Consider the following 16,929-nt stretch of genomic DNA (forward strand, 5'->3'; position numbering starts at 1 on the left):
TATGACGTCCGCCGGCGGCCGGGCCGCTACCGCGACAGGTTCCGATAGGCCCGGGCCGACAGCGGCAGGAACACCAGCGTCAGCACGAGCGGCCAGGCGAAGGCGACCAGTACGGCGTGGTGGGCCAGGACTCCGTCGGTGATGCCGGTCGGGTTGCCGAAGAGCTCCCGGGCGGCGGCTGCGGTCGCGGAGACCGGGTTCCACTGCGCGAGCGTGCCCAGCCAGGTCGGCATGGTCTCGGGCGCGACGAAGAGGTTCGACAGGAATCCGAGCGGCCAGACGATCACCTGTACGGCGGCGAGCGAGCCCTCGCCGCGCAGCACGAGGCCGAGGTAGATCCCGATCCACAGGACCGCGAACCGGAGCCAGAGCAGCAGCGCGATCGCGAGCGCGGCGTTGGCCAGGCCGTCCTCGATCCGCCAGCCGACGACCAGCCCGCCGACCACCAGCACCGCGAGCTGGACGGCGGAGTTGGTCAGGTCGGCGACCGAGCGGCCGAGCGGGATCGCGACGCTGCTGATCGGCATCGAGCGGAACCGGTCGGTGATGCCGCGCTTGGCGTCCTGCGTGATCGCGGCCATCGTGGTCTCGACGCCGAACAGCATGGTGAGGGCGAACATGCCGGGCAAGAGGTAGGCCAGATAGTCGCCGCCGCCGGGCACCTCGATCGCGCCACCGAAGAGGTAGCCGAAGACCAGCAGCAGCATCAGCGAGAAGAGGATGCCGAAGACCGGCGTCCACGGTTCGCGCTGCCAGTGCCGCAGGTCGCGCTGGGTGACGATCCAGCCCTGGTGCAGCGTCGTCAGGGGCGTGCTCATCGGGGTCCCCGCGGGAACCGAGCGAAGCGAGTGTTCTCGTGGGGTGATCATCGGGCCACCTCCGCGGTTGTGGGGTCGGTGAGATGCAGGAAGACCTCGTCGAGCGTCGGCCGCCGCAGCAGCACGTCGTCGACCTCGAGCCCGGCCGCGTCGAGAGCCCGGACCGTCGCGAGGAGCGCGGCGGTGCCGCCCTGCTCGGCGGCCTCGACCGTCACCCGGCCGGTGTCGGCGTCCAGCGGCGCGCCGAGGGCACGCGCCACCGCGGCACCGGTGTCGCCGGGGGCCGTGACGATCACCCGGTCGCCGCCGAGCCGGTCCTTCAGCTCGGCGGCGGTGCCCTCGGCGATGACCCGGCCAGTGCCCATCACGGTGATCCGGTCGGCGAGCTGGTCGGCCTCGTCGAGGTACTGCGTCGTCAGCAGCACCGTGGTCCCCTCCGCGACCACGCGCCGGATGGCTGCCCAGACCTCGTTGCGCCCGCGCGGATCGAGCCCGGTCGTCGGTTCGTCGAGGAAGAGCAGGTGCGGGCGGCGGATCAGGCTGGCCGCGATGTCGAGCCGGCGCCGCATCCCGCCCGAGTACGCCGCGACCTTGCGACCACCTGCCTCCGCGAGGCCGAACCCGGCGAGCAGCTCGTCGGCGCGGGATCCGGCCTCCCGGCGTGAGAGTCCGTGGAGCCGGGCGAGCATCACCAGGTTCTCCCGGCCGAAGAGGACCTCGTCGAGGGCGGCCGACTGACCGACGAGGCCGATCGCTCGGCGTACGGCGGCACCCTCGCGGCGTACGTCGTGGCCGGCGACGCGCACCTCGCCCTCGTCGCAGCGGGTGAGGGTGGCGAAGGTGTGCACCGCGGTGCTCTTGCCGGCGCCGTTGGGTCCGAGCAGCGCGTGCACCGTGCCGGGCGCGACCTCGAGGTCGAACCCGTCGAGGGCGAGCGTGTCGCCGTACAGCTTGCGCAGTCCGCGGGCGACCAGGGGAGTGGGAGAGGGCATGGCGGCTCCTAATTTCGTACGATGTACGGAGTTGAATGCCCGGACTCTAGCATTTGTTCCGTACGCCGTACGAAGAAGTTAGGATCCGTACGTGCCCACCGACCCGGATCCCGTGCTGCGCCTCCTCTGGCGCCACGTGGTCCCGGCGTCCGACGCCGCTCCGCGCCGGGGCCCGCGGCCGAAGGTCTCGGTCGACGAGGTGGTCGACGCCGCCGTGGAGCTCGCCGACGCGGAGGGGCTCGCAGCGTTGTCGATGCGCTCGCTCGCGCAGCGACTCGGCATGGGGGCGATGTCGGTCTACGGCTACGTCGCGAACCGCAACGACCTAATCGTGCTGATGGTCGACCAGGTGCTCGGAGAGGCAACCCTGCCGCCGATGAAGGGCGACCTGCGGACCCGGCTCCGCCTGGTCGCCGAGGCCCAGCTCGCCGACTGTCGCGCCCATCCCTGGCTGCTCGACGTCGCCGGTCTGCGCCCCTGGCTGGGGCCGAACGCGGCCGACCGCTACGAGTGGCAGCTGGCCGCCGTCGACGGCATCGGGCTGTCCGACGTCGAGATGGACCAGACCGTCACGCTGGTGGCGGGCTTCGCCGCCAACGTCGCCCGGGCCGAGCACGCCGTCCGGGTGGCCGAGCGCGAGTCGGGGCTGACCGACCTCGAGTGGTGGGAGGCCAACAGCGGCGAGCTCGGCGAGGTGATGGCGCACCGCGACTACCCGCTCGCCGGCCGGGTCGGCAGCGCCGCCGGTGAGGCCTACCAGGCCGGGACCGACCCGCAGCTCGAGCGCGAGTTCGGGCTCGAGCGCATCCTCGACGGCATCGAGGTGTACGTGGCGTCGCTCAGGAGCCGCTGAGCCCCAGGCGGCCGGCGAGGCGGTCGAGCGAGCCGAGCACCTCGGCCTCGGCCTTGTCGGGCACGCCCCAGATCAGCTCGGTGGCGCCGGCCTCGGCCCAGGCCATGAGGTCCTCGGGGTTCGGCTTGAAGGCGATCAGGATCCGGATCTCCGGGGCGCCCGCGCGGCCGGCGTCGGCCCAGGCCTTCTTGAGAGCCTCGATCTGGCCGGAGATGTCGGACTGGGTCGGCGTGGTCATCCAGCCATCGGCGTTGGCCGCGATCCAGGCAAAGGTCTTGGGGCCGCCGCCGGCGCCGATGATCAGCGAGATGTGGCCGGCCGGCTTGGGGAAGGCCCAGGAGGGTCCGAACGACACGAACTCCCCGTCGTACGACGCCTCCTCCTGCGTCCACAGCGAGCGCATCGCCTCGACGTACTCCCGCAGCACGGTCCGCCGCTTGGCGGCCGGCACGTGGTGGTCCGAGAGCTCGTCGGTGTTCCAGCCGAAGCCGGCGCCGATCTCCACGCGTCCGCCGGAGAGGAAGTCGAGGGTGGCGATCTGCTTGGCGAGCGTGATCGGGTCCGACTCGACCGGCAGCGCCACCGCCGTGGAGAGCTTGATCCGCGACGTCACCTGCGCGGCGGTGGCCAGCGAGATCCACGGGTCGAGGGTGCGCGTGTAGCGGTCGTCGGGCAGCGTCTCGTCGCCGGTCCCCGGGTGGGCTGCGGTCCGCTTCACCGGGATGTGGGTGTGCTCGGGCACGTAGAACGTGTCGAAGCCCCGCTCCTCCGCGGCCATGGCGAGGGTGGCCGGCCGGATGCCGCGATCGGAGGTGAAGAGGACGAGTCCGTTGCGCATGGCGACAGCCTAGACGGATTTCTAGAACGTGTTCCACTTAGTCCGTCCTTAGACTCGCCGGCGTGTACTCCTCTGCGGTCGTCGGTCTGGTCCCCGCTTCCCGAGCGGTCGTCTACCGGGCCCTCCTCGACCCCGCGGCGATCGCCCAGTGGCGGGTGCCGGACGGCATGACCGGCGAGGTGCACGAGCTCCAGCCGTACGTCGGCGGCCGGATCCGGATGTCGCTGTCGTACGACGACCCGACGGCAGCCGGGAAGTCGGGCGGGGCGACCGACACCTACAGCGGGGAGTACGTCGAGCTGGTGCCCGACGAGCGGGTCGTGGAGCGGGTGGCGTTCGAGTCCGACGACGCTGAGCTCGACGGCGAGATCACGATGACGACGACCCTGAGGGATGTCGCCGGCGGCACCGAGGTCGAGATCCGGATGGACGGCCTGCCCGACGTCGTACCGGCCGACCAGAACGAGCTCGGCTCGAGGATGGCGCTGGAAGCGCTCGCGCGGCTGGTTGGCTCTGCTGATTGGATGGGTCGCGTGACGACCCTCGACCTGACGACCGACGCAGTCTCGCTCACCGAGCAGCTGGTCAACATCGAGTCCGTGAGCCTCGACGAGCAGACCATCGCCGACGCCGTCGAGGCGGCGCTGCGCGGCCTCGGCCACCTCGACGTCGTACGCCGCGGCAACAACATCGTTGCGCGCACCGACCTCGGCCACGCCGAGCGAGTGGTGATCGCCGGCCACCTCGACACCGTCCCGGTCAACGACAACCTGCCGGCCCGGCGCGAGGGGGCGATCCTGCACGGGCTCGGCACCTGCGACATGAAGGGCGGCGACGCGGTCATCCTGCGGATCGCCGCGACCGTCCCGAAGCCCAACCGCGACCTGACGCTGATCTTCTACGACGCCGAGGAGATCGCGGCCGAGCACAACGGCCTGCGCAAGCTTGCCGAGACCGACCCAGACCTGCTCGCCGCTGACTTCGCGATCCTGATGGAGCCGTCCAACGCGGGCGTCGAGGCGGGCTGTCAGGGCACCCTCCGGGTGGCGGTGCGTACCACCGGCGAGCGAGCCCACACGGCCCGCGCCTGGCGCGGGTCCAACGCCATCCACAAGGCGGGCGCCGTCCTCCGCCGCCTCGAGGACTACCAGCCGCGCAAGCCGGTCATCGACGGGCTGGAGTACCACGAGGGCCTCAACGCCGTCTTCGTCCGCGGCGGCGTCGCCGGCAACGTGCTGCCCGACGAGTGCGTCGTCGAGGTCAACTACCGCTTCGCCCCGGACTACTCCGAGGCCGACGCCGAGGCCTACGTCCGCGAGTTCTTCGAGGGGTACGACGTCACGCTCACCGACTCGGCGCCCGGCGCACTGCCCGGGCTCGACGTACCCGCTGCCAAGGCGTTCGTCGACCTCGTCGGGGGAGAGGTCAACCCCAAGTTCGGCTGGACCGATGTCGCTCGATTCAGCGCCCTCGGCATCCCGGCGGTCAACTTCGGTCCGGGTGACCCGATGTTCGCCCACAAGCAGGAGGAGCACGTGCCCGTGGAGCACATCGAGCGCTGCGAGGCCGTGCTGACCAGGTGGCTGACGTCGTGAAGTCCAAGCGCAAGGGGCCGGTCCTGCAGCGCCGCAGCCAGATCGACACCGGCACCACCGACCAGCGCCTGCTCGACTCCCGCGGCCAGACCGACTGGGTGCACACCGACCCGTGGCGGGTGCTGCGGATGCAGGCGGAGTTCGTCGAGGGCTTCGGTGCGTTCGCCGAGCTCGGTCCCGCGATCGCGGTGTTCGGATCGGCCCGTACGCCCGTCGACAGCCCCTGGTACGCCGCCGCAGAGATCGCCGGACGACGCCTCGTCGAGGAGGATTTCGCGGTCATCACCGGCGGCGGCCCCGGTGCCATGGAGGCCGCCAACAAGGGCGCCTGCGAGGCCGGCGGCGTCAGCGTCGGCCTCGGCATCGAGCTCCCGTGGGAGTCCGGTCTCAACGAGTGGGTCGACGTCGGCGTGAACTTCCGCTACTTCTTCGCTCGCAAGACGATGTTCGTGAAGTACTCCCAGGGCTTCATCGTGCTCCCGGGCGGGGTCGGCACCCTCGACGAGCTGTTCGAGGCGCTCACGCTGGTGCAGACCGGCAAGATCACCGACTTCCCGATCGTGCTCGTCGGCTCGTCGTACTGGCAGGGCTTGCTGGACTGGATGCGCGACACCTCGCTCGCCAACGGCACGATCAGCCAGGTCGACCTCGATCGGCTGATCCTCACCGACGACGTCGACGAAGCCGTCGGCCTCATGGTCTCCGCACGGAAGGCGCACCGCTCGTGATGTGGTTCTTCGCGATCCTGGTCGTGCTCGCGCTCGGCGGGGTGGCCCTCCTGGCCGCCGGCCGCGGCGCCCCGATGGTCGAGGTGTACGACGACCGCCCCGACTCCAGTGTGCCCGCGACGGGACCTCTGACGGGCGACGACCTGCGCCGGGTCCGCTTCTCCCTGGCCTTCCGCGGCTACCGGATGTCGGAGGTCGACGCCCTCCTCGACCGGCTGGCCAGCGAGCGGGAGCCGAGCCGTGACGAGAGCCGACAGGCCGAGACCACGGAGTCGCCACGTGGCGACGACCACACGCAGTAGGGCACACTTCGCTCCGTGTCGACCGAGGTGATCGTGTACGTCCTCACCGTACTGGCGGCTGTCGTCGTGGTGCTGACCCGGCTGCGGCTGGGGCGCGGCAGCGGAGGTGCGGGCCGGCTCGACATGGGCCGGGGCCTGGTCAATGTGCACACCGTCGCCGGCCTGCTCGCCCTGGTGTCGTGGGTCATCTTCCTGGTCGCGTCCGACGACTCGTTCCTCGGCAGCGCGAGCTTCGGCATCCTCTCGCTGGCCTGCTGGTGGGTCACGGTGATCGCCGGCCTGCTGATCCTCGTGCGGTGGCGACGACCGCGTGGTCGCCACGCCTCGCAGGGCGCCGCCGACTCCTGGTCCGACGGCCCCGGGCTCTCGATCCTCGCCCACGTCGGCATGCTGGTGGGCGTCTGCGTTTTCACGTGGGCGTACCTGACTTCCGTGGTGTGACAGGGTTCCGGCCATGCGCCTCGGGATCGTCCTAGCCACCGCCGCACTCCTCGCCGGATCGCTGGCCGCCGGATCAACGGCCGGTGTGGCGACGTACGCCGCGCCGATGCCGGTCGACCGACCTGCCGTGATCGAGCGGGTGGTGATCGGCCACTCGGTGCAGGGCCGTCCGATCGCCGCGTGGCACCTCGGGCAGCCGGGCAAGCGGCGGGTGCTGCTGATCTCGACCATGCACGGCGACGAGGGCAAGCCGCGCCAGATCCTCGGGGCACTGCGCGACGGCCGTCCGATCCGCGGCATCGACCTGTGGGTCGTCCCGGTCTACAACCCCGACGGCCTGGCCCGCGGCACCCGCAAGAACGCCCGCGGCGTCGACCTCAACCGCAACTTCCCCTACCGGTGGGCCGACCTGGACGGCTCCTACGAGTCCGGTCAGCGCGCGGGCTCCGAGCCGGAGACCCGAGCGATGATGCGCTTCCTGCGTGAGGTGAAGCCGTCGCGGATCATCAGCTTCCACCAGCCGCTGTACGGCGTGGACACGGACACCAAGAACGCCGCGTTCTCCCGCCGGGTGGCCGACAAGCTCAACCTGCCGCGCAAGTCGTTCACCTGCGGCGGCGTGTGCCACGGCACGATGACCGGCTGGTTCAACAGCCGGTTCAAGGGCGCGGCCGTCACCGTCGAGTACGGCCACCGGCCCTCGTCGCGCCACCTCAGCAGGACCGCGCCCGGGCAGGTGCTGCGGGTCTTCGAAGCGCGTCGGGAACGTGACAGGTAGCCGGTCGGCTCACGAGGTCTCGCTAGCGTCCCTCGAAGACTGGGTTCTCCTTGGCCACGAACGCCGCGACCGCGGCGCGGTGGTCGGCCGTCGCGCCGGTCTTGGTCATCATCGCGCTCTCGAACTCGAGTGCCTCCTCGAACGAGTGGCCGGCGGCGTACGCGACCGACTGCCGCATCGCGCCGAGCGCGACCGTCGGACCGGCGGCGAGCCGGGCGGCGAGCGCACCGACCTCGTCGGCGAGCTGGTCCGCCGGGACCACCTTGGTCGCGAGCCCGAGCTCCAGCGCCTCGGCGGCGCTGATCGTGCTCGGGAAGTAGAGGAGCTCCATCGCCTTGGCGCGGCCCACCAGCTGCTGCAGGTGGTAGCTGGCGCCGGTGTCGCAGGACAGCGCGACGTTGGCGAAGGCCAGGTTGAAGCCCGCCGTGTCGGCGACGATCCGCAGGTCACACGCGAACGCCAGGCTGGACCCGGCGCCGGCGGCGACCCCGTTGACGGCGGCGATGACCGGCTTCGCCATCCCGGCGAGCGCGGTCACGGTCGGGTTGTAGTGCTTGTCGACGGTGGTGAAGAGCGCGTCGCTGCCGCCGTTCTCGAGGAGGTCGATGTGCTCCTTGAGGTCCTGGCCGGTGCAGAACGCCTTGCCGCTGCCGGTCAGCACGACACACCGGACGGCCGGGTCCTCGGCCATCTGCTCGACGGTGTCGCGCAGGAGCTCCTTGGTCTCGATGTTGAGGCTGTTGTACGCCGCGGGACGGTTCAGGGTGATGGTGCCGATGCCGTCAGTGACGTCGAGCAGCACGGGGGAGTCGGTCATGCCCGCATGATGTCAGGCGCTCAGGCAGCGGGCCACGAAGCGGTCGGTGCCGGGCTTGAGTCGCGTGGCCGCCGAGGCGAAGAGGGCGGCGGCGTCCCGGCCCGGCCAGTCGCCCGGCAGCAAGGCCTCGGGCAGGCCGGGGTCGTCGAAGAGGAACTTCCGCCACTCGTGCACGAGGTGGAAGCGCGCCGCGAACGCCGCCTCGTCCTCGTCGTCGTGGGCCTCCAGGTGCCGCATGACCAGCCCGTCGGCGGACGCCAGCCAGCCTTCGTACGCCGCGCGGAGGCTGCTGAGGTCCCACGCGCCGGTCGGCTCGGGGTCGAAGCCGTCGGCCCAGGCGGTCCGTGCCGTGGCACCGGCTCGCTCGAGGACCGGCCCGAGCTCGGCGCGGGCGAACGGGCTCACCCACACGTTGTCGGCGAGCTCGGCGTAGCCCACGAAGGTCAGGTCGGCCCGGAGGCGGTTGCGGGTGGCGCGGGCAGCCGGAGCGTCGACGAAGGCGAGGTGCCAGCGGCCGTCCCACGTGGGCAGGTGCCGGCGGTAGACGCGGTCACCCGCCTCGTCGAGCCGTCGGTTGGCCTGCTCCGTGGTCCGGTAGCCGCGACCGCTGCTGAGCTGGACCGGTTCGAGCCAGCCCTGCGTGACCATCCGCGAGATCGCCGTACGGACCGCTGGCGCCGCGATGCCCACCGGGTTGAGCAGCCGGACCACGGCCGCCACCGGCGCCTCGCTGCCGCGGGCGCGCAGGTGGTCGCCGTAGACGTCGAAGAGTGCCGAGCGGGCCTGCATGGGCCGAGTCTGCCAGCCGAGGTTGTGCCCATGGGTGCGCCCTGTGCTCCAAGTCACCGCTTCATAGGGGATAATGGTTCGGCACATGGCGCAGCGAGCTCGCTCGGAGGCTCGTCTGGCCCCTGACACAGGTGAAGGAAGGTGCGCGGATGGCGGCGATGAAGCCGCGGACGGGCGACGGTCCGCTGGAGGTCACCAAGGAGGGACGAGGCATCGTGATGCGCGTCCCGCTCGAAGGTGGTGGCCGTCTCGTTGTCGAACTCAACGCCGAGGAGGCCGGCGCTCTCGGGGATGCCCTCAAGGATGTCGTCGGCTGACGCCGTGTCGGCCCCCCAGGTACAACTTCCGAGCCAGGTCTCACCTCCCGACTTCGCGCTGAGCGCGACACCGCCCCATGGTGTGGTCGGGGTCGAGGTGGTGGCGTTGCCGGTCCTCCCGGGCGAGGACGGGTCCGCACCGCTGCTGGGACCGGGTGGCGCCGACCTCGCAGACCTGCTCGGCATCGACCTCTTCGGCGTGCTCGAGGTGGCCTCGGCCACCGGGCACGCCGGTGAGGTGACGAGCGTGCCGGTGCCGCTCGGCAGCCCGGACAACGCGGAGCTCACGAGCGTCCTGATGATCGGGGTCGGCGACCAGCGCGCGCAGGACTTCCGTCGGGCCGGCGCCGCGCTGGCGCGTGCGACCCGCGACCGGGGCGCGGTGGCCACCACGATCCCGGCGATCGCCCCTGACGAGGCGGTCACGCCGTTCGTCGTCGGGACGATGCTCGGCTCGTTCGGCTTCCACTGGCGCTCGGGCCAGCCCGAGCAGCGTCCGGTCGGGCGGGTGGTGCTCGCAGACCTGTCCGACGACCTCGAGCCGGTGCTCGCGCGTGCGGTCGCCGTCGGCGGTGCCGGATGGCGCGCACGGATGCTCGCCACGGTGCCGTCCAACCTGAAGAACCCGGCCTGGCTCGCCGACCAGGCCCGGCGGATCGCCGACACGCACGGTCTCGACTTCCGGGTCTGGGACGAGCAGCAGCTCGCCGCCGAGGGCTTCGGCGGCATCGCCGCGGTCGGCCAGGCCTCCGCCACGCCGCCTTGCCTGATCCGCCTCGACTACGCGCCGCCCAAGGCCGGCCGTCGTACGCCGACCGTCGTGCTGGTCGGCAAGGGCATCACCTTCGACACCGGTGGCCTGTCGATCAAGCCGGGCGAGGCGATGATCAACATGAAGCGCGACATGACCGGGGGCGCCGTCGTGCTCGCCACCATGGCGGCTCTCGGCGCGGTCGGCTGCCCGGTCCGTGTGGTCGGGCTGGTCCCGGCCGCCGAGAACGCGATCGGCGGCAACGCGCTGCGCCCCGGCGACGTGATCCGGCACTGGGGTGGCCGCACGTCGGAGGTCACCAACACCGACGCCGAGGGCCGACTGGTGCTGGCCGACGCGCTGGCGTACGCCGTCGCGGAGATCAGGCCCGACGCCGTCGTCGACGTCGCCACCCTCACGGGCGCGATGAAGGTCGCGCTGGGTCAGCAGGTGGGCGGCTACTTCGCCAACGACGAGCTCCTCGCCGGCCTGATCGGCGATGCCGCCGACGTCGCGGGCGAACCCCTGTGGCGGTTCCCTCTGTCCGAGTCCTACGAGGCCAAGCTCAGCTCCACGATCGCCGACGCCGACAACGGCGCGGGTGGTCCGGGTGCGATCACGGCCGCCCTGTTCCTCCAGCACTTCGTCGGGGAGACCCCGTGGGCCCACCTCGACCTGGCCTCGGTCGGCGACGCGCCCGAGGACTCCCACGAGTGGACCAAGGGCCCGACCGGCTTCGGCGCCCGGGCCCTGCTGGAGTGGCTGGGCTCAGCCGCACCCCTCGAAGGCATGCGCCACTAGGGCGTCGACACCTCGGCGTCGGGGCTCCACTCCTTCTTCGCGAGGAGCAGCCCGTCGCCGACGGGCAGGAGCAGCGGCACCAGGCCGTCGTGCTCGGCCACCTCGCGGCCCAGGTCACGGATCGCGACGGTCTCCTCGTCGCGCTGGGCGGGGTCGGCCACGCGGTCGTGCCAGAGCGCGTTGTCGAACGCCACCACGCCGCCCGGGCGCAGCAGCCGCAGCGCCTCAGCGAGGTAGGCGGAGTACTCGCGCTTGTCGCCGTCGCAGAAGACCAGGTCGTAGTGGCCGTCGGTGAGACGCGGCAGGACGTCCAGGGCGGCCCCGGAGATCGTGCGTGCGCGCTGCGTGGCGAAGCCGGCCTCGGAGAACGACTGTCGGGCCAGCCGCTGGTGCTCGGTCTCGATGTCGACGGTCGTCAGCACGCCGTCGGAGCGCATGCCCCGCAGCAGCCACAGCCCGGAGACGCCGGTGCCGGTGCCGATCTCGACCACCGCGCGAGCGTCGAGCGTCGATGCGAGGAACCGCAACGCGGCGCCCCCACCCGACCCGATGGCGACGACGCCGACCTCTTCGGCGCGGGACCGGGCGGCGGCCAGCACAGCGTCCTCGGCGACGAACTCCTCGGCGTACGACCAACTCGACGGCTTCACAGGCTCAACGTATCGCGCCAGCGGGACGCCGGGCGGGAACACCGGCCGTGCCTCGCTCGTTCTCCCGCTTGAAGCCCCACGGCGAGCCCGGACGAGGGACACTGGTCTCACAGGCTTCTCTCAGCACAGGTCCCTACGGTGAGGAAGGACAAGACCCTGTTCGGCGGAACTGCGCGACAGCGCGACAAGGAGGTCCCGGTGGAGACAACCCCGGACCAGCACGTGCCCTCGTGGGACGAGATCGTCGAGCGGCACTCCGATCGGGTCTACCGGCTCGCCTACCGCCTCACCGGCAACCGTCACGACGCCGAGGATCTGACCCAGGAGGTGTTCGTCCGCGTCTTCCGGTCGCTGTCGACGTACACACCGGGCACGTTCGAGGGCTGGCTGCACCGCATCACCACCAATCTCTTCCTCGACCAGGCCCGCCGCAAGCAGCGGATCCGGTTCGACGCCCTCTCCGACGAGCGCGCGGAGCGCCTCACCTCCTCCGCACCGACGCCCGACCTGGCGTACGTCGACCGCACGTTCGACGACGACATCGAGCGCGCCCTCGCCACCCTGCCCCCGGACTTCCGGGCGGCGGTCGTGTTGTGCGACGTCGAGGGCCTCACCTACGAGGAGATCGCCGAGATCCTCGGCACCAAGCTCGGCACCGTCCGCTCCCGCATCCACCGTGGGCGCGCGATGCTGCGCACCGCTCTCTCCCACCGAGCCCCCGGCGTGGGCCGGGTGCGGTATGCGGGGCCCGAGTCGGAGCAGCTCCTGTCCGGCTGGGGGTCCGCACAGTGATGGGCCCAGTCGGCCACCTCGGCACCCGCGTCAGCGCGCTGCTCGACGGGCAGCTGTCGCCGGAGGACACCGAGCGGGCGTGGGCGCACGTCCACACCTGCCACGTCTGCCGCGACCTCGTCGAGCGTGAGGGCTGGATCAAGACGAGCCTGGCCGGCCTGTCGTTCGGGTCGACCTCGGCCCCCGACGGCCTCAAGGGCTCGCTGCTCGGCGCGCTCCCGGCAGGACCGTGCGGTGCCGACTGCCTGATCGAGGATCGTGACCACCGCCGCCGGCAGTTCGGGCTGGTCGCCCTCGGGGGCGGTGCCGTCGGCGCCGCCGTGATGGGCGTCTTGGCGCTCGGTGTGGCCCCGGCCGACGCGCCGACCAACGATCGGCGCGTTCCGCCGGCGTCGATCACGCACACCCAGCCTCCGCGGACCCCGGCGCCGAGCGACCCGAACCTCGCCCGGTCATCGGCTCTGCGGCAGCACTGACCCCGACTCATTCCGGACGCCCCCGGGCGCATGGGACTTCCCCGACGGGACATGATGGCACCGTGAGTCACGACGAGGTCCCGCCGTCCGGGTCCGACGCTGAGCCGACCCGGCCGCTGCTGTTCCCGCCACCGGCGGGCCCCGCGCCGAGCTGGCTGCCGCCGACCAACCAGGCCCCGCCGTACCCGCAGCCGTACGGACAGAGCCTGCCGCCTCAGCCGACCGCGCCGCCGAACCGGCACGCCGTCCCGCGCGGCCGGGTCCCCGGCTGGCTCTGGCCGGTCGTGTGTGTGCTCGCACTGATGCTCGGCGTCCTCGGCGGACTCGTCGGAGGTGCGGCCTACCAGGAGCTCCGGGACGAGCCCGGCACCGTGAGCGGTGGTCTCGCGGACGTCGACACGGTCTCCGAGCCGCCGCTGGAGCCCGACAACGGCTCGATCGCAGCGGTCGCGCAGCAGATGCTGCCGAGCACGGTGCAGATCATCGCGGAGTACGACGGCAAGGAGGGCGGCGCGACCGGCTCCGGGTTCGTGCTCGACCGGCAGGGTCACGTGATCACCAACAACCACGTCGTCGCCGATGCCGCGTCCGACGACGGTCTGATCGAGGTCGTCGACCAGGACGGCGACCGGTACGACGCCACGATCGTCGGCCGCAGCCCGGTCTACGATCTCGCCGTCCTCGACGTCCCGGACGCGCGCGGCCTGGCGCCGGCAGCGCTCGGCTCGTCGCGCACGCTCGTGGTGGGGGAGGGGGTCGTCGCGATCGGCTCGCCCCTCGGGCTGAGCTCCACCGTCACGGCCGGGATCGTCAGCGCCCTGCACCGGCCGGTCACCACGGGCGACTCGAGCAACGACTCGTCGTACATCAACGCGGTCCAGACCGATGCCGCGATCAACCCCGGCAACTCCGGCGGTCCGCTGGTCAACCTGCGCGCCCAGGTCGTCGGCGTGAACTCCGCGATCGCCACCACCGGCGGGTCGATCGGCGGAGATTCCGGCAACATCGGTGTCGGCTTCGCGATCCCCATCGAGCAGGTCAAGATCACCGCAGACCAGATCCTGCGCGACGGCGAGGCGCGCTACCCGGTGATCGGGGCGAAGGTGAAGACGGGGGAGTCCGACGGGAAGGGCGCCGAGGTCGACTCGATCGTCCCGGACACGCCCGCGGACACCGGCGGGCTCGAGGAGGGCGACGTGATCACCGAGGTCGACGGCGCCCGGGTGACCGACGGCATCGCCCTCATCGTGGCTATCCGGACCCACCAGCCCGGCGAGAGCGTGACCTTCACGGTCCTCCGCAACGGCAAGGAACGCTCGCTGACCCTCACCCTCGACGGCGAGGTCGGGTAGCCGGCTTCGACCCCGGAGGGTGTGGCTAGGGTGCGACCATGAATTTCGAGGTCCGCAGGCCGGTACGTCGCTTCGCCAGCGCCCTGGTCGATCGCCTGCCCGCTCCGCGCGACCGTGCGGCCCGCCAAGTCGTGCGGTCGACCCGGGTTCTGGTCACCGGGCGACCGGCGCCCACCACGAAGCCGAAGAAGAAGGCCCGCCGGACCCCGAAGGTGGCTCGCGGCGCGAAGGTCTTCGCGCCCCCTGGACGCTACGACTCGCCGATCGTGGATGTGAGCGAGATCCGCGGGGCCGGGAGCGATGCCGGCACGTTGGTCGAGATCCCCGGCATCGACCTGGACATCGCGCGCCACGACGCTGTCTGGGAGGAGTGGCGTCCGTTCGCGGAGCAGTGGGAGCAGGCTCCCGAGGTCGCCGCCCGCCGCTACCACACGGACAACATCATGTTCGGTCCGGAGAGCGCCGCCCTGCTCGCCGGCGCGCTAGGCGCGATCCGGCCGCGGCGCTACATCGAGATCGGTTCCGGGTTCAGCTCTGCCGTCGTCCTCGACGTCAACGACGAGCAGCGCCCGGACGACCGGATCCAGTGCACGTTCATCGAGCCCTACCCCGACCGCCTCAACTCGATCCTGCGCCCCACCGATCGCGACCACTGCACGATCCTGGTCGAGAAGGTCCAGGACGTTGATCTCGAGGTCTTCGACCAGCTCGAGTCGGGGGACGTCCTCTTCATCGACTCCTCGCACATCGCCAAGAGCGGCAGCGACCTGCTGCACGAGATCTTCGAGGTGCTCCCGCGCCTCGCGTCCGGAGTGTTCGTTCACTTCCACGACGTCATGTACCCGTTCGACTATCCCCTCACCTGGATGGTGAAGCAGAACAGGTCATGGAACGAGCCGTACTTCCTGCGCGCGTTCCTGATGTACAACCCCGAGTACACCGTCCACTTCTGGTCCGACTTCCACGGGCTGTTCGGATCGCACGTCGACGGTCAGAACGTCCAGCGCTCCAGCTCGATCTGGCTACGACGTACCTGACGCTCCCGGTGGTTGAGCAGCGAGCTCCGGCGGGCGTCGTCGAGGCCCCCGCACTCGAGGGCTCTGTCTGGGTTGCGGGGGTCTCGACAGGCTCGACCACCGGAACTCGCGCGGGCCGTGTCTGGGAACCACCCGCAGCGAAGAGAGGGCGGGCGTCCCGGTGGTCGAGCAGCGAGCTCCGGCGAGCGTCGTCGAGACCCCCGCACCCGAGGGCCCTTTCTGGGTTGCGGGGGTCTCGGCAGGCTCGACCACCGGGGGTCGCGCGGGCCGTCACCTCGCCGGCCCCTCAGCGATGACGTGACGTTCGCGTTGTTCGAACGTTCGTGCAACGCAGAACCTCGAATGGAGCTTGGCCGCCGTCGGCTGACAACGGGGGTGTCCCGGTGGTCGAGCAGCGAGCTCCGGCGAGCGTCGTGGAGTCCCCGCACTCGAGGGCCCTGTCTGGGTTGCGGGGGTCTCGACAGGCTCGACCACCGGGGGCCGCGTGGGCCGTCACCTCGCCGGCCCCTCAGCGATGACGTGACGTTCGCGTTGTTCGAACGTTCGTGCAACGCAGAACCTGGAATGGAGCTTGGCTGCCGTCGGCTGACAACGCGGGTGTCCCGGTGGTCGAGCAGCGAGCTCCGGCGAGCGTCGTCGAGACCCCCGCACCCGAGGGCCCTGTCTGGGTTGCGGGGGTCTCGACAGGCTCGACCACCGGGGGCCGAGCGCGGTGGTCAATCGCCGCGCCAAAGCCGAAGCCGGTCGCCGCTATGCCTCGGGCTCGGCGTCCACGAACGGGTGCTCGTCGACGAAGGTCCGGGTCTCGGAGTACATCCGCTGGATGAACTCCTCGAGCTGTGTCGACTCCACCCGCCACTGACCGCGGCCGCCGATCTTGATCGCCGGGAGGTCGCCGCGGCGTACGAGCGCGTAGACCTGCGCGCTCGACGTGTTGAGCACCTCGGCGACGTCGGCGAGCGTGAGGAAGCGTGGCGAGCCGGACATGAGTCCCATGGTCGCATCTCAGGCAGCCGACCCGCGTCGCGGCTCGCGAGCCTGTGGATGGCCGGGTTTCACATCTGGCGCGAAGGGTGATCATGTCGTCGTGAGTCTCGGGGTCAGGTACGACGACCCGGATGCCGGCAACCGCGCCGGTGCCCGGGCGGTATCGGCCGTGCCCCCCGCTGCGCGTGCCACGACACCTGGCTGGCGCGACCCACGTCTGTGGGTCGGCCTGCTGATCGTGGCGGCCTCGGTGGTGGCAGGGTCGAGGTTGTTGGCCGCGGCCGACGACACCGTCGCGGTCTGGGCGGTCGCCGCCGATGCCGGGCCGGGCGCCGCGCTGACCGAGGGCGACCTGGTCGTGCACCGGGTGCGGTTCGCGGAGTCGGACGACCTGGCCGGCTACTACCGGGTCGATGACACGCTGCCGGGCGAGCTGCGGCTCGTGCGCGGCGTCGGGGCCGGTGAGCTGCTCCCGCGGGGCGCGGTCGGTGCGGCCGACCAGCCCACCGACACCGTCGAGCTCCCGGTGGCCGTCGAGTCCGACCAGGTGCCGCCGGCCGTGCAGGCCGGCTCGGTCGTCGACGTCTATCTGGTGGGCGATCCGGCGCGAGGCGAGGCAGCGGCCGTAGAGCCGGGCACGCCGGTGCTGCAGGAGGCGACGGTGGTCGACGCCCCGACCTCAGACGGCGGGTTCGGCGGCGCGGCCGGGCAGCGACAGCTGGTGCTGGCGGTCCCGCAGGACGACGCCGCGGCGTACTTCGCCGCCGTCGCCGCATTCGAGAGCCCGTTGCTGACCGTGGTCCGCCGAGGCTGAC

At 71.6% G+C, this 16,929-nt stretch carries 20 protein-coding genes and 1 pseudogene; 14 read left to right on the forward strand and 7 right to left on the reverse strand.

What is annotated here, in order from left to right:
• Positions 1-26: 26 nt before the first annotated feature.
• On the reverse strand, positions 27-818 hold the full coding sequence (locus ABEA33_RS06030; protein WP_345525786.1) for an ABC transporter permease: 792 nt from the start codon (positions 816-818) through the stop codon (positions 27-29).
• Positions 819-865: 47 nt separating this feature from the next.
• Positions 866-1,810, reverse strand: a complete 945-nt coding sequence (locus tag ABEA33_RS06035) for an ATP-binding cassette domain-containing protein (RefSeq protein ID WP_345525788.1) — start codon at positions 1,808-1,810, stop codon at positions 866-868.
• 91 nt (positions 1,811-1,901) lie between these two features.
• Between ABEA33_RS06035 and ABEA33_RS06040 the strand changes: the two genes are divergently transcribed.
• The gene (locus ABEA33_RS06040) at positions 1,902-2,663 is read left to right on the forward strand and encodes a TetR/AcrR family transcriptional regulator (protein WP_345525790.1); all 762 of its coding nucleotides are present in this window, start codon (positions 1,902-1,904) and stop codon (positions 2,661-2,663) included.
• Here ABEA33_RS06040 and ABEA33_RS06045 read toward each other — a convergent pair.
• Positions 2,650-3,501: an LLM class F420-dependent oxidoreductase gene (locus ABEA33_RS06045; protein ID WP_345525792.1), complete on the reverse strand. Its 852-nt coding sequence runs from the start codon at positions 3,499-3,501 to the stop codon at positions 2,650-2,652. The genes ABEA33_RS06040 and ABEA33_RS06045 overlap by 14 nt on opposite strands.
• 62 nt (positions 3,502-3,563) lie before the next feature.
• On the opposite strand from ABEA33_RS06045, the pseudogene ABEA33_RS06050 reads away from it, so the two are divergent.
• The 6 genes and pseudogenes from ABEA33_RS06050 to ABEA33_RS06075 form a co-directional block, all read left to right on the forward strand.
• A pseudogene (locus tag ABEA33_RS06050) lies at positions 3,564-3,998 on the forward strand (SRPBCC domain-containing protein); the annotation flags it as partial.
• Between the two features lie 36 nt (positions 3,999-4,034).
• Positions 4,035-5,096: a succinyl-diaminopimelate desuccinylase gene (dapE, locus tag ABEA33_RS06055; protein ID WP_425577368.1), complete on the forward strand. Its 1,062-nt coding sequence runs from the start codon at positions 4,035-4,037 to the stop codon at positions 5,094-5,096.
• A complete protein-coding gene (locus ABEA33_RS06060; protein ID WP_345525794.1) occupies positions 5,093-5,824 on the forward strand; it encodes an LOG family protein in 732 nt (243 codons plus the stop codon). Before dapE ends, ABEA33_RS06060 begins: the two co-directional genes overlap by 4 nt.
• Complete coding sequence (locus ABEA33_RS06065; protein ID WP_345526292.1) at positions 5,824-6,126, forward strand: DivIVA domain-containing protein; 303 nt, start codon at positions 5,824-5,826, stop codon at positions 6,124-6,126. The genes ABEA33_RS06060 and ABEA33_RS06065 overlap by 1 nt, the downstream gene beginning before the upstream one ends.
• 15 nt (positions 6,127-6,141) lie before the next feature.
• Entirely contained in the window at positions 6,142-6,567 is a 426-nt protein-coding gene (locus ABEA33_RS06070; protein ID WP_345525795.1) for a hypothetical protein, read from the forward strand.
• Between the two features lie 13 nt (positions 6,568-6,580).
• On the forward strand, positions 6,581-7,345 hold the full coding sequence (locus ABEA33_RS06075; RefSeq protein ID WP_345525796.1) for a M14 family zinc carboxypeptidase: 765 nt from the start codon (positions 6,581-6,583) through the stop codon (positions 7,343-7,345).
• A gap of 22 nt (positions 7,346-7,367) precedes the next feature.
• Here ABEA33_RS06075 and ABEA33_RS06080 read toward each other — a convergent pair whose 3' ends face one another.
• A complete protein-coding gene (locus ABEA33_RS06080) occupies positions 7,368-8,162 on the reverse strand; it encodes an enoyl-CoA hydratase-related protein (protein WP_345525798.1) in 795 nt (264 codons plus the stop codon).
• 12 nt (positions 8,163-8,174) lie between these two features.
• Positions 8,175-8,951 carry a PaaX family transcriptional regulator gene (locus ABEA33_RS06085; RefSeq protein ID WP_345525799.1) on the reverse strand — a complete coding sequence of 259 codons (777 nt, stop codon included), beginning with the start codon at positions 8,949-8,951 and terminating at the stop codon, positions 8,175-8,177.
• Between the two features lie 149 nt (positions 8,952-9,100).
• Between ABEA33_RS06085 and ABEA33_RS06090 the strand changes: the two genes are divergently transcribed.
• Together ABEA33_RS06090 and ABEA33_RS06095 are read left to right on the forward strand one after the other, a co-directional pair.
• A complete protein-coding gene (locus ABEA33_RS06090) occupies positions 9,101-9,268 on the forward strand; it encodes a DUF3117 domain-containing protein (protein ID WP_082574674.1) in 168 nt (55 codons plus the stop codon).
• Positions 9,269-9,272: 4 nt separating this feature from the next.
• Positions 9,273-10,820 (forward strand): leucyl aminopeptidase family protein, encoded by a 1,548-nt coding sequence (locus ABEA33_RS06095; RefSeq protein WP_345525800.1) that lies wholly within the window; start codon positions 9,273-9,275, stop codon positions 10,818-10,820.
• On the opposite strand, the gene ABEA33_RS06100 is transcribed toward ABEA33_RS06095, so the two are convergent.
• Positions 10,817-11,470, reverse strand: a complete 654-nt coding sequence (locus tag ABEA33_RS06100) for an O-methyltransferase (RefSeq protein WP_345525801.1) — start codon at positions 11,468-11,470, stop codon at positions 10,817-10,819. The genes ABEA33_RS06095 and ABEA33_RS06100 overlap by 4 nt on opposite strands.
• A gap of 198 nt (positions 11,471-11,668) precedes the next feature.
• On the opposite strand from ABEA33_RS06100, the gene sigE reads away from it, so the two are divergent.
• From sigE to ABEA33_RS06120, 4 genes are all read left to right on the forward strand, one after another.
• Positions 11,669-12,262 (forward strand): RNA polymerase sigma factor SigE, encoded by a 594-nt coding sequence (gene sigE / locus ABEA33_RS06105; RefSeq protein ID WP_345525802.1) that lies wholly within the window; start codon positions 11,669-11,671, stop codon positions 12,260-12,262.
• Positions 12,262-12,738 carry an anti-sigma factor family protein gene (locus tag ABEA33_RS06110; protein WP_345525803.1) on the forward strand — a complete coding sequence of 159 codons (477 nt, stop codon included), beginning with the start codon at positions 12,262-12,264 and terminating at the stop codon, positions 12,736-12,738. Before sigE ends, ABEA33_RS06110 begins: the two co-directional genes overlap by 1 nt.
• Before the next feature lie 62 nt (positions 12,739-12,800).
• On the forward strand, positions 12,801-14,090 hold the full coding sequence (locus tag ABEA33_RS06115) for a S1C family serine protease (RefSeq protein WP_345525805.1): 1,290 nt from the start codon (positions 12,801-12,803) through the stop codon (positions 14,088-14,090).
• 38 nt (positions 14,091-14,128) lie between these two features.
• Complete coding sequence (locus ABEA33_RS06120; RefSeq protein WP_345525807.1) at positions 14,129-15,127, forward strand: class I SAM-dependent methyltransferase; 999 nt, start codon at positions 14,129-14,131, stop codon at positions 15,125-15,127.
• Between the two features lie 750 nt (positions 15,128-15,877).
• On the opposite strand, the gene ABEA33_RS06125 is transcribed toward ABEA33_RS06120, so the two are convergent.
• On the reverse strand, positions 15,878-16,114 hold the full coding sequence (locus tag ABEA33_RS06125; RefSeq protein WP_345525809.1) for a helix-turn-helix domain-containing protein: 237 nt from the start codon (positions 16,112-16,114) through the stop codon (positions 15,878-15,880).
• A gap of 100 nt (positions 16,115-16,214) precedes the next feature.
• Here ABEA33_RS06125 and ABEA33_RS06130 point away from each other — a divergent pair, with 100 nt between their 5' ends.
• On the forward strand, positions 16,215-16,928 hold the full coding sequence (locus tag ABEA33_RS06130) for a hypothetical protein (RefSeq protein ID WP_345525811.1): 714 nt from the start codon (positions 16,215-16,217) through the stop codon (positions 16,926-16,928).
• Position 16,929 lies beyond the last annotated feature (1 nt).

This window comes from Nocardioides endophyticus (assembly GCF_039543845.1).
Lineage (GTDB): Bacteria > Actinomycetota > Actinomycetes > Propionibacteriales > Nocardioidaceae > Nocardioides > Nocardioides endophyticus.